Source organism: Ruegeria sp. ABD4_443 (genome assembly GCF_056160865.1).
The window spans coordinates 424,822-435,910 of record NZ_JBSWYA010000001.1; the positions used below are offsets into that span (position 1 = coordinate 424,822).

Here is an 11,089-nt window from a genome sequence, read left to right on the forward strand (position 1 = left end):
GCCTCACTGCCCGTGTGCGCCGAAAATCATGGCGCGCGGGTCATTTCTTGTCTGCCTCGGACCGGCGGTTCGGACGGTATTGTTTACCGCATCTCCTGCGCCGGAGTAACGCCAAGAATACCCAAGCCCGCTGAAATCACAACAGAAACGGACCGGGCCAATGCGATTTTTGACTGGCTTGTGGCAACATCGCCATCCTGGATGAAACGCAACTGGGTCTCGTCGTTACCCTTGTTCCAGAGCGCGTGAAAATCCCCTGCAAGTTCATACAGATAGAAGGCAACGCGATGCGGTTCATTGGTGCGCGCGGCGATCTCGACCAGACGCGGCCATTCTGCCAGCTTTTTGGCCACGGTCAGTTCCGACGGGTGATCGATCTTGCCCAGATCGGCACTTTTCAGGGCGGCATCTTCGGCCGCGATCCCCGCCTCGGCGGCGCGGCGCAGCACGCTCATGACGCGGGCATGGGCATACTGGACATAGAAAACCGGGTTCTCGCGGCTTTGTTCCAGCACCTTGTCAAAGTCGAAATCAAGCGTCGCGTCATTCTTGCGGGTCAGCATGACAAAACGGGTGACATCTGGCCCGACCTGATCGACCACATCACGCAGGGTGACAAAGTTCCCTGCCCGTTTGGACATCTTGAACGGCTCGCCGTTTTTCCACAGCTTCACCAGCTGCGTCAGCTTGATATCCAGCGGCACCTTGCCATCGGACAATGCCGAAACAGCCGCCTTCATCCGCTTGACATACCCGCCATGGTCGGCGCCGAACACGTCGATCAGCGCGTCAAAACCACGGCTGACCTTGTCATAGTGATAGGCGATATCCGGGGCGAAATAGGTCCAGCTGCCGTCGGACTTTTTCACCGGCCGATCTACGTCATCCCCATGTTCGGTCGATTTGAACAGGGTCTGCTCGCGCGGTTCCCAATCTTCGGGTTTTTTGCCCTTTGGCGGTTCCAGCACGCCCTCATAGATCAGGCCCTTGTCGGTCAGCGATTGCAGCGCGGCCTCGATCCGGCCCGTGCCATAAAGCGATTTTTCCGAGAAGAACACGTCCATCTCGACGCCCAGCGCCTTTAGGTCCGCGCGGATCAGGTCCATCATCGCGTCGGTGGCGAATTCGCGCAGGTCTTCCAGCCACTCGCTTTCGGGCTGGTCGATCAGGCTGTCGCCGTATTTCGCCTTCAGCGCCTCACCGATTGGGATCAGGTAATCGCCCGGATACAGGCCTTCGGCAATCTCGGGGCTGAGGCCATTGGCCTCGCGATACCGCTCGAATGCGGAACGCGCCAGAACATCCACCTGCGCCCCACCATCGTTGATGTAATACTCGCGCGTCACATCATGGCCGGAATAGGCCAGCAGGCTTGCCAGAGCGTCCCCGAACACAGCCCCCCGCGTATGGCCCACATGCAGCGGTCCGGTCGGGTTGGCCGAGACATATTCCACGTTGACCTTCTGCCCCTGCCCCATGTCCGAACGGCCATAATCGGTGCCCTTCTCTAGCACCGCCGCCAGAACACCCTGCCAGACCGATGGCGCAAGGCGCAGGTTCAGAAAACCGGGGCCTGCGACTTCGGCGCTGGTGATCCGGTCATCTGCGGCCAGCTTGGCGGCCAGCACATCCGCAATGTCGCGCGGCTTCATCTTGGCGGGTTTGGCCAGCACCATCGCCGCGTTGGTTGCCATGTCGCCATGTGCAGCGTCACGCGGCGGCTCAACGGCCACATTGTCAAAGCTCAGCCCCTGCGCCAGAGCGCCTTCGGACTGCATCTGCGCCAGCGCGTCCAGTACAAGGCCGCGGATCTCGGAAAACAGGTTCATTTCGGATGTCCTTTTGCTTGCCCGGCGGTTTACCACGCAAGGCGACAAGGTCAATGGAAGCGACAGGTCAGAATGCAATCGCCGGTCCGCTTTGGGGCGCGGCGATCAGGCCGCGGTCAGCCGTGCATGTTCCTGCAGCGCGAAACGATCGGTCATTCCGGCGATATAGTCTGAAACGATCCGCGCCAGGGCGGTTGTGTCGCTTGCCGCCTCGATATCAGCATGCCACCGAGCGGGCATTTGCAAGGGATCGCCCAGATAGATCGGAAACAGGTCCTCGACCACTTTGCCGACCTCGGCCCGCACCTCCATGACGCTGGGCGCGCGGTACATCCGCGTAAACAGAAACGCCCGAATATCCCGGAGCTGTCCCCAAAGTGTGTCCGAGAACCGGATAACCGGATATCCCAGCGCCCGGATGTCTTCGACCGTGTGCGCCCCCGACCCCGCAAGCCGGTCGCGCGACGTATCAATGACATCGGAGACCATGACGCCAAACACCCGCCGCAGCGCCTCGTGCCGGCGCCGGTAAGCGTCCAGCCCCGGGTAGCGCCGGTCAACCGCATCGTAACAGTCCCCGACGATGGGCAGCTGCGCGATATCGTCATCGTCGAACAGACCGGCGCGCAACCCATCCAACAGATCGTGATTGTTATAGGCAATGTCATCCGACAAGGCCGCAACCTGCGCCTCGCCGCTGGCATGGGTGTGCAATTCCAGGTCAAACCCCGCATCACATTCTGCCAGCGCCCAAGGCAGATCGCCCACGACGGGCCCGTTATGCTTGGCAATCCCCTCCAGGCATTCCCAGGTCAGGTTGCACCCGTCAAATTCGGCATAATGCCGTTCAAGCTTGGTAACGATCCGAATGGCCTGCGCGTTGTGATCGAACCCGCCATAAGGCGCCATCAGTGCATGCATGGCATCCTCGCCCGTATGCCCAAAAGGCGTATGCCCAAGATCATGGGCCAGGGCCACGGCCTCGGTCAGTTCGGGGTTGAGGCCCAACGCCCCCGCAATGGTCCGCGCCACCTGGGCAACCTCGATCGAATGGGTGAGCCGGGTCCGGTAATTATCGCCCTCATGCTCGACAAACACCTGTGTCTTGTGTTTCAGGCGCCGAAACGCACTGGCGTGAATAATCCTGTCGCGGTCTCGTTGAAAACAAGACCGAAAACTGCTCTCTTCCTCGTGGACCAGCCGCCCCCGCGCCCGCTCCGGATCAGAGGCAAAACCCGCTCTTTGCAATGGTGATGTCCTTGTCGCCTGTCCTTGCACTTTCTATATTGTAAGGCGTAAAGGAAATAAACCTTTGGAGTTTGGGATGAATCTGCCCCCATCAGTCACCGAGCGCGCCTTTGACCGCCTTGCCGAGATCGGTGCGGCCAAACTGGGCCAGGCGCTGCGCGTCGCCGTCGAAGGCGGCGGGTGTTCGGGGTTTCAGTATGAAATCGCACTGGACGCCCCGCGGGATGACGATCTTGTTCTCGAGGGTAAAGGTCAGAAAGTCGTGGTCGACGCGATCTCGCTGCCGTTTCTGGAAAACGCGGTGATTGACTTTACGCAAGAGCTTATCGGCGCGCGCTTCGTTATCGAAAACCCCAATGCCACCGCTTCCTGCGGCTGCGGTACGTCGTTTTCGATGTAACGCAAACGGGTTTCAGGTGGGGGCTTTGCCCCCACACCCCCAGGATATTTTCAGCCAGATGAAGAGGGATCCGCTCTCCGGGAGGAAGCCGGAGAGCTTCACCTGGCGCGGTCATCGGCGTCCCCGCCTGTACCGCCAGACCAAGTTGGATCAAACCGGTTAACAATCCGTTTCTTCATCTGGCCATTAATATCCCGGAGCGCGAGGCAGAGCCTCGCAATCCCCCGGTACGTCCCTTGCCGTTGGACCTGTTCTGCGCGATAGGTTGCCGAGAGGATACGGAGGAACGCGCATGAAGGTCGCCACGTTCAACATCAACGGCATCAAGGCGCGGATCGAGGCGCTCCCCCGGTGGCTGGACGACGCCCAGCCCGATGTCGTCATCCTGCAGGAGATCAAGTCGGTCGACGAGAATTTTCCGGTCGAGCTATTTGAAAACCGGGGCTACAGCGTCGAAACACATGGTCAAAAGAGCTTTAACGGCGTTGCGATCCTGTCCAAGCTGCCCCTGGAAGACGTATCACGCGGTTTGCCCGGCGATGATGCGGATGAACAGGCCCGCTGGATCGAGGCGACTGTTCTCGGCCGGGAAAAGGCCCTGCGCATCTGCGGGCTGTACCTGCCCAACGGCAACCCTGCGCCGGGGCCGAAATATGACTACAAGCTTGCCTGGATGGAACGCCTGTATGACCGCGCGCGCGCCTTGATGGCCTGTGAAGAGCCCGCGCTGATGGCGGGGGATTACAACATCATCCCCCAGGCCGAAGATGCCCGCCGACCCGATGACTGGCGCGAGGACGCCCTGTTTCGCCCGCAAAGCAGGGCCGCTTTCCGCCGGATCGTGAACCTGGGCTTTACCGATGCCTTCCGCGCGCGGACGCAAGGTCCCGGGCACTATTCTTTCTGGGACTATCAGGGGGGTGCGTGGAACAAGGATGACGGGATCCGCATCGACCATTTCCTGCTGACGCCCCAGGCGGCGGATCTTTTGCGTGACTGCCGAATTGACGCCGAGATACGCGGGCACGAGAAACCGTCAGATCATGTGCCGGTTTGGGTCGATCTGGACATCTAGCCCTTTCAGGCCGTCGCGTCGTAGCTGTAGATCCAGTCATACCGCCGACCAAGGCGTGGCCCCAGCGCCGTCAGCGCCATCTGCGCGGCAATCCGCGCGGGGCCCCTGAGGTGGAAATTCCGGGCGTTGGCCGAGGCCGCCTCGACCACCTGCCGCGCCCTGGGCGCGCGGGTTGCCTCGTAGCCCGGCAATGCGGCATCCAGGCTCTGTTCCGAGAATGCGCGCGCCAAGATCCACGCATCTTCGAGCGCAAGACAGGCCCCTTGCGCCATGAACGGAAGTGTCGGGTGCGCGGCATCGCCCAAAAGCGCGATACGCCCGCTTTGCCATTTTCGCGCGACGGGACGCAGAAACAGGGCCCACAGATGTGTCTGTGTGACCTGCTGCAAAACGTCGTGCACCTTGCCGCCGAACTCTGAAAACCGGGACCTAAGGTCATCTGGATCACCCGTCAGCCGCCAGCCTTCCTCTTGCCAGTCGGACCGTTCCTCGACCGCAACGATGTTGAGCAGACGCTGATCGCGCAGCGGATAGGTGACGACGTGCCGGCCCGGACCCATGGTCAGATGTGCCCGGGGCGTCTCCAGGTTGCGGTTCCAGGGGATGGTGGCGCGCCATGCGACCTGATGGGTAAAACCCAGCAGCTCTTCACCGTTGAGAAGCGGGCGCACGGCGCTGCGCCCCCCATCGGCAGCGACAACCCAATCTGCCTGCAGGCTGCTGCCATCGGCCAGAAGAACGCGCGCGTGGTCGGCGTGATCCTCAACCCCGGCAACCTGGGTGGCCAGCCGGATGTCCACCCCCGCATCCACAGCGGCCCGGCGCAACAGCGCGATCAGGTCCGCGCGGTGGTAGTAATAGGTTGGCCCGGCCGCAGGTTCCCGGATCATGCTGATGAAACGGCCCGACCTGTAATCGCGGATCACGGTCCCGTAAGAGCGCTGCCCGGCTTCGGGCACCTCTCCGACAACGCCCAGCGCGCGCAGGATGGTCATGCCGTTTTCGCTGATCTGAAGACCGGCACCAACTTCGGTAATTTCGCGGGCCTGTTCCAGAACCAGGATGTCGGCACCCTGTTTCCGCAACGCGATAGAGGCCGCCAGACCACCGATCCCCGCGCCGATCACACAGAATTTTTGACCGTTCAGACACATGGGTATGGCTTATCCCATAAAAAACGCCAGAGCCACAGGCCCTGGCGTGTATCCCTTGGGATGGTGTAGCGATCAATCGTCGCGGTGCACCTTCTCGCGGCGCTCGTGGCGCTCTTGTGCCTCAAGCGTCATGGTGGCGATCGGCCGCGCATCCAGACGTTTCAACGAGATCGGGTCACCGGTTTTTTCGCAATAGCCGTATTCGCCTTCGTCAATCCGGCGCAGGGCCGAGTCGATCTTGGCGACCAATTTGCGCTGACGGTCCCGGGTCCGAAGTTCCAGCGCCCGGTCGGTTTCCTCGCTTGCGCGGTCAGCGACGTCGGGAATGTTGCGGGTGTTGTCCTGCAGCCCTTCGATCGTGTCGCGGCTGCCCGCCAACAGTTCATTCTTCCAATCCAGCAGCTTGCGGCGAAAATACTCAAGCTGCCGGTCATTCATGAAAGGTTCATCTTCGGCCGGGCGATAGTCTTCCGGCAGAAAAACTTCCTGTTTCATTTCTGCTCCCTTGGCATGGCCAGTAACGTCGGTTGCGGTTGTTTCACCTGACATTTGGCACCCCCTTTTGCGCAGCGTGTAACTGACCGAGACCGGAATGTCACTACACAAACGTCGATCCTGCGCAGCGTCACGCAACCCGGCCTAATTGTGAGACTTTTATCGGCAAAACCTTGTTTTAATATGTAATTTACATGGCGATTTTCGGGCAGGCGGCGCCTGTGTTTGGCCCCGGCAATGGGCGAATCGCGCGGGTCTTACGGGGCTCGCCGCCAGTCGACGCGGGGGCGCGGGTTGTAAAAGGCGACGCTGCTCTGTAACCCAAGGGCTGCACCGCAACCCGCAGAACGAACTGCAACCGGATGAGAGCAAGATGACCGCACGTTTCCAAGGCACCGCAGAATATGTCGCCACCGATGACCTGACCATTGCCGTGAACGCTGCCGTGACGCTGGAACGCCCGCTGCTGGTCAAGGGTGAGCCGGGCACCGGCAAGACCGAGCTGGCCAAGCAGGTGGCGGGCGCGCTGGGTCTTAAGATGATCGAGTGGAACGTCAAATCGACCACCCGCGCGCAGCAGGGCCTTTATGAATACGATGCGGTCAGCCGGTTGCGCGACAGCCAGTTGGGTGACGAACGTGTACATGACGTGGCGAACTATATTCGCAAGGGCAAGCTGTGGCAGGCCTTCGAGGCGGACGAAAAGGTCGTTCTGCTGATTGACGAGATCGACAAGGCCGATATCGAGTTTCCCAATGACCTGCTGCAGGAACTCGACAAGATGGAGTTCCATGTCTACGAAACCGGCGCGACGATCCGGGCCAGGCACCGCCCCATCGTGATCATCACGTCGAACAATGAAAAAGAACTGCCCGACGCGTTCCTGCGGCGGTGTTTCTTTCACTATATCCGCTTCCCCGATGAGGCCACGATGCGCCGCATCGTCGAGGTGCATCACCCCGGTATCAAGGACGCGCTTTTGACCACGGCGCTGACCCAGTTCTACGAAATCCGCGAAACGCAGGGGCTCAAGAAAAAGCCATCGACCTCGGAGGTGCTGGACTGGTTGAAACTGCTGCTGGCCGAGGACCTGAGCGCCGAAGACCTCAAGCGGGACGGTGCCGATGCGTTGCCCAAGCTGCATGGCGCGTTGCTGAAGAACGAACAGGATGTTCACCTGTTCGAACGGCTGGCCTTTCTGGCCCGCAGCAAGCGGTGATCGGCCCGGTTTGAACAGATCGTGATTGCGGCTTGCCATGGGCCGGGGCCGGTGACAGCATTGGGCCAAATCCGCAGTCGAGCAAGACCACACCGACAAGAACAGGATGCCCGCGTGACGCAATCCCCAACTATCCGCCCGTTGACAAAGAACGACCGCGCCGCGTGGTCCGAGTTGTGGCGCGCCTATCTTGCGTTCTACGAAACGCAACTGCCTGATGACGTGTACGGGTCGACATTCGACCGGTTGCTGGGGGATGATCCGCGCGATTTTTCCTGTTTCGTGGCTGAGGTCGACGGTCAACTGGTCGGGCTGACCCATTTCCTGTTTCATCGCCATGCCTGGAAAACCGAGGATGTGTGTTACCTGCAGGATCTTTTTGCCAAACCTTCTGTCCGGGGAACCGGCATTGGCCGCGCCCTGATCCAGGCCGTTTACGCCGAAGCCGACCGGCGGGGCGCGCCCACGGTCTATTGGCTGACGCAGGATTTCAATCACACCGCCCGCAAGCTGTATGACCGGATCGGCACGCTGACCCCCTTTGTCAAATACCAGCGGTCGTGATGCGATGGTGGCCCGCCCTTGTCCTGTTGGTGCTGACCGGGTGCAGCCCGGGCGTTGAAACGATCACCCTGCCCGACGAGGTAAAGGCGACCGAGATCGCCTTGCCGGCGGCCAAGGCCTTTGGCACGCCCCGCCCCGTTCCCCCGGCGCGTGCCAATACGGATATGGCCAGGGATTTTCTGGACCTGCATTTCCAACTGGAAAGCGGAACCCCCCTGCCGGTCTTTACCCGGTTCGACATGCCGATCACGGTGCGCCTGACCGGAACGCCGCCGCCGACGATGCAGCCCGACCTGGCGCGGGTTCTGCAACGGTTGCGCAACGAGGCGCGCATCGACATTCGCCAGGTCACATCAGGGCAGGCCAATATCACCATCCAGGCCGTGAGCCAGAAACAGATACAGCGCATCCTGCCCCAGGCCGCCTGTTTCGTCGTCCCCAACGCCTCAAGCCTTGAGGAATACCGCCGCGACCGGCGCAAGCGCAAAAGCAACTGGACAGAGCTGCGCCGCCGCGACCGGTTGGGGATTTTCATCCCCAATGACGTCAATCCGCAAGAAGTCCGGGATTGCCTGAACGAAGAGCTGGCACAGGCGCTGGGGCCGTTGAACGACCTGTACCGGCTGCCGGATTCGGTTTTCAACGATGACAATTTCCACACCGTCCTGACCGGGTTCGACATGTTGATGCTGCGCGCCTCTTACGCGCCCGAACTGCAAAACGGCATGACCCGCGAACAAGTCGCCGCAGTCATCCCCGGCATTCTCAGCCGGTTGAACCCGCGCGGGAACACGGTGCCTGCGCAATCGGTTTCGGACACGCCCCGCGCATGGATCGACGCGGTGCAGAAATCGCTGGGCGGCGGCACCCCATCGCCCCGGCAGATCCGGGCCGCCCAGCAAGCTGCACGGATCGGCGCGCAAATGGGCTGGACCGACCACCGGCGCGCCTATCCGCACTACCTTTTGGGCCGGTTGGGCCAGTTTGACGCCCCCGAGGCGGCGCAAGCCCAATACGCAACCGCGCTGGGTTTTCTCAGGGCCGCGCCCGGCACCGAACTGCACCGGGCGCATGTGACCACGCAAACCGCCGCCTATGCCCTGGCCCGTGGCAAGGGCCCCGAGGTGCTGCCTGATCTGGATACCGCCATCGGGGTCGCGCGACGGGCCGAAAATGCCTCGATGCTGGCGACATTGATGCTGCTGAAATCCGAGGCGCTGAAACAGGCCGGGCGCCAGGACCAGGCGCGCGCGGTCAGGCTGGACAGTCTGGGATGGGCGCGGTACGGCTTTGGTTCGGATCTGGTGGTGCGCTCGTTGATGCAGGACGTCGCGCAGCAGACCCCGCAAAGCAGCAGAGGCGGATGATCGACGCATGTTAGTTGTTCTGGCAATGGCCGCGCTTGGCGCGGCACTGGGTGCGGTAACCGCGCGCAAACGCAATGGCAGCCACGCCGACATGGCGCAATATGCGGCCGGGTATGGCATTGCCTTTGCGCTGGTGGGCCTTGTGATTTCCCTGATCCTTGTTCGCCTGGTAGTCTAGACCGATGTTCCTGCCTTTTTTCGAAAACCTCCGCAATGCGGGCATTCCCGTTTCCTTGCGCGAATACCTGACCTTTCTGGAGGGTATGAAAAAGGGGCTGGCCACCTATGATGTCGAGGCGTTTTATTACCTCGCCCGCGTGTCGATGGTGAAGGATGAACGCAATATCGACAAGTTCGACCGCGCCTTCGCCGCCAGTTTCGACGGGCTTGCCGAAATCGGGTTCGAACAGGTTCTGGACGCGGTGGACATTCCGGCGGAATGGTTGGCCAAGATGGCTGAAAAGCACCTGTCGGACGAAGAAAAGGCCGAGATCGAGGCCATGGGCGGCTTTGACAAGCTGATGGAAACCCTGCGCGAACGCCTGAAGGACCAGCAGGGCCGCCATCAGGGCGGAAACAAGTGGATCGGCACCGCGGGGACCTCTCCGTTCGGGGCCTATGGCTATAACCCCGAAGGCGTGCGGATCGGCCAGAAGGAAAGCCGCCACCAACGCGCGGTCAAGGTCTGGGACAAGCGTGAATTCAAGAACCTGGACGACACGGTCGAACTGGGAACCCGCAACATCAAGGTGGCGCTGAAGCGCCTGCGCCGCTGGGCGCGCGAGGGTGCGGCCGAGGAACTGGATCTGGACGGCACCATCCGCGCCACCGCCGAGCATGGCTATCTGGACGTCAAGACACGGCCCGAACGCCACAACGCCGTCAAGGTATTGCTGTTTCTCGACATCGGCGGGTCGATGGACCCGCATATCAAGGTGGTCGAGGAACTGTTCTCGGCGGCGCGGACCGAGTTCAAGCACCTGGAATATTACTATTTCCACAATTGCCTTTACGAAGGCGTCTGGCGCGACAACCGCCGCCGCTGGGACCAGCAGACCCCCACGCATGAGGTGCTGTGCACCTATGGATCGGATTATAAATGCATCTTCGTCGGCGACGCGTCGATGAGCCCCTACGAGATCGCCTATCCCGGCGGCGCGAACGAGCATTGGAACCCCGAGGCAGGCCAGGTCTGGCTGCAGCGCGCGCGGGATCAGTGGGCGTCGAACCTGTGGATCAATCCGGTGCCCGAGAAATACTGGGAATACACCCATTCCATCGGCATGATCCGCGAGATTTTCGAGAACCGCATGGTGCCGATGACGCTGGCGGGCCTTGAACAGGGTATGCGCGACCTGACGCGGTAAGGCCACCCGCCACCCCCACCCGGGAAACCTGTGCTATCATAGGGGTTCACACGAAAACCGGGGGAAAGCACCATGATCATGCGCATATTCCAGGTTGTGACGCGGCCAGGAAAAGAGGCCGAGTTCAGCCGGTTCTTTCACGAATCGGCCATACCGCTGATGAAAAACACGAAAGGGATCGTCAGCGTGCTGCCGGGGGCACCGCGCAAGGATACCCCGCGCGAGTTCAGTTTCGTGATGATATGGGAATCTCTGGACGCCCTGAAAGCCTTTGTCGGAGAGGATTATGCAAGCCCGCATGTCGACCCGGCCGAGGCCGAGTTGGTCGAAAGCCGTCTGATCCGGCATTACGACCTGGTCGAAGCCTGAGC

At 61.3% G+C, this 11,089-nt stretch carries 12 protein-coding genes; 8 read left to right on the forward strand and 4 right to left on the reverse strand.

Going from position 1 to position 11,089, the window contains the following annotated elements; all coding sequences use genetic code 11:
• Positions 1-83 precede the first annotated feature (83 nt).
• Complete coding sequence (gene argS / locus ACXAG8_RS02150) at positions 84-1,829, reverse strand: arginine--tRNA ligase (RefSeq protein WP_475221763.1); 1,746 nt, start codon at positions 1,827-1,829, stop codon at positions 84-86.
• A gap of 105 nt (positions 1,830-1,934) precedes the next feature.
• Entirely contained in the window at positions 1,935-3,077 is a 1,143-nt protein-coding gene (locus tag ACXAG8_RS02155) for a deoxyguanosinetriphosphate triphosphohydrolase (RefSeq protein ID WP_475221765.1), read from the reverse strand.
• A 76-nt stretch (positions 3,078-3,153) separates the two neighbouring features.
• Here ACXAG8_RS02155 and ACXAG8_RS02160 point away from each other — a divergent pair, with 76 nt between their 5' ends.
• Together ACXAG8_RS02160 and xth are read left to right on the forward strand one after the other, a co-directional pair.
• A complete protein-coding gene (locus tag ACXAG8_RS02160; protein ID WP_475221766.1) occupies positions 3,154-3,477 on the forward strand; it encodes a HesB/IscA family protein in 324 nt (107 codons plus the stop codon).
• Between the two features lie 292 nt (positions 3,478-3,769).
• Positions 3,770-4,552, forward strand: a complete 783-nt coding sequence (gene xth, locus ACXAG8_RS02165; protein WP_475221767.1) for an exodeoxyribonuclease III — start codon at positions 3,770-3,772, stop codon at positions 4,550-4,552.
• Between the two features lie 5 nt (positions 4,553-4,557).
• Here the strand turns inward: xth and ACXAG8_RS02170 are convergent, their stop codons facing one another.
• Together ACXAG8_RS02170 and dksA are read right to left on the reverse strand one after the other, a co-directional pair.
• Positions 4,558-5,706 carry an FAD-dependent monooxygenase gene (locus ACXAG8_RS02170; protein ID WP_475221769.1) on the reverse strand — a complete coding sequence of 383 codons (1,149 nt, stop codon included), beginning with the start codon at positions 5,704-5,706 and terminating at the stop codon, positions 4,558-4,560.
• A gap of 72 nt (positions 5,707-5,778) precedes the next feature.
• Positions 5,779-6,201 carry an RNA polymerase-binding protein DksA gene (gene dksA, locus ACXAG8_RS02175; RefSeq protein WP_170432517.1) on the reverse strand — a complete coding sequence of 141 codons (423 nt, stop codon included), beginning with the start codon at positions 6,199-6,201 and terminating at the stop codon, positions 5,779-5,781.
• A gap of 373 nt (positions 6,202-6,574) precedes the next feature.
• On the opposite strand from dksA, the gene ACXAG8_RS02180 reads away from it, so the two are divergent.
• From ACXAG8_RS02180 to ACXAG8_RS02205, 6 genes are all read left to right on the forward strand, one after another.
• On the forward strand, positions 6,575-7,420 hold the full coding sequence (locus tag ACXAG8_RS02180) for an AAA family ATPase (protein WP_475221771.1): 846 nt from the start codon (positions 6,575-6,577) through the stop codon (positions 7,418-7,420).
• Between the two features lie 114 nt (positions 7,421-7,534).
• Complete coding sequence (locus ACXAG8_RS02185) at positions 7,535-7,984, forward strand: N-acetyltransferase family protein (protein WP_475221773.1); 450 nt, start codon at positions 7,535-7,537, stop codon at positions 7,982-7,984.
• Positions 7,984-9,351, forward strand: a complete 1,368-nt coding sequence (locus tag ACXAG8_RS02190; protein WP_475221775.1) for a DUF2927 domain-containing protein — start codon at positions 7,984-7,986, stop codon at positions 9,349-9,351. The genes ACXAG8_RS02185 and ACXAG8_RS02190 overlap by 1 nt, the downstream gene beginning before the upstream one ends.
• A gap of 7 nt (positions 9,352-9,358) precedes the next feature.
• On the forward strand, positions 9,359-9,529 hold the full coding sequence (locus ACXAG8_RS02195) for a hypothetical protein (protein WP_475221777.1): 171 nt from the start codon (positions 9,359-9,361) through the stop codon (positions 9,527-9,529).
• 4 nt (positions 9,530-9,533) lie between these two features.
• Positions 9,534-10,718 (forward strand): vWA domain-containing protein, encoded by a 1,185-nt coding sequence (locus ACXAG8_RS02200; RefSeq protein WP_475221779.1) that lies wholly within the window; start codon positions 9,534-9,536, stop codon positions 10,716-10,718.
• Between the two features lie 72 nt (positions 10,719-10,790).
• A complete protein-coding gene (locus ACXAG8_RS02205) occupies positions 10,791-11,087 on the forward strand; it encodes an antibiotic biosynthesis monooxygenase family protein (RefSeq protein WP_475221781.1) in 297 nt (98 codons plus the stop codon).
• The last annotated feature ends 2 nt before the right edge of the window (positions 11,088-11,089 follow it).

Bases quoted from the DNA above. Each gene is read 5' to 3' on its own strand.
- ACXAG8_RS02205 (WP_475221781.1), top strand. From the start codon at position 10,791: ATGATCATGCGCATATTCCAGGTTGTGACGCGGCCAGGAAAAGAGGCC.
- ACXAG8_RS02160 (WP_475221766.1), top strand. From the start codon at position 3,154: ATGAATCTGCCCCCATCAGTCACCGAGCGCGCCTTTGACCGCCTTGCC.
- ACXAG8_RS02195 (WP_475221777.1), top strand. From the start codon at position 9,359: ATGTTAGTTGTTCTGGCAATGGCCGCGCTTGGCGCGGCACTGGGTGCG.
- argS (WP_475221763.1), bottom strand. From the start codon at position 1,829: ATGAACCTGTTTTCCGAGATCCGCGGCCTTGTACTGGACGCGCTGGCG.
- ACXAG8_RS02180 (WP_475221771.1), top strand. From the start codon at position 6,575: ATGACCGCACGTTTCCAAGGCACCGCAGAATATGTCGCCACCGATGAC.
- xth (WP_475221767.1), top strand. From the start codon at position 3,770: ATGAAGGTCGCCACGTTCAACATCAACGGCATCAAGGCGCGGATCGAG.
- dksA (WP_170432517.1), bottom strand. From the start codon at position 6,201: ATGAAACAGGAAGTTTTTCTGCCGGAAGACTATCGCCCGGCCGAAGAT.
- ACXAG8_RS02200 (WP_475221779.1), top strand. From the start codon at position 9,534: ATGTTCCTGCCTTTTTTCGAAAACCTCCGCAATGCGGGCATTCCCGTT.
- ACXAG8_RS02170 (WP_475221769.1), bottom strand. From the start codon at position 5,706: ATGTGTCTGAACGGTCAAAAATTCTGTGTGATCGGCGCGGGGATCGGT.
- ACXAG8_RS02190 (WP_475221775.1), top strand. From the start codon at position 7,984: ATGCGATGGTGGCCCGCCCTTGTCCTGTTGGTGCTGACCGGGTGCAGC.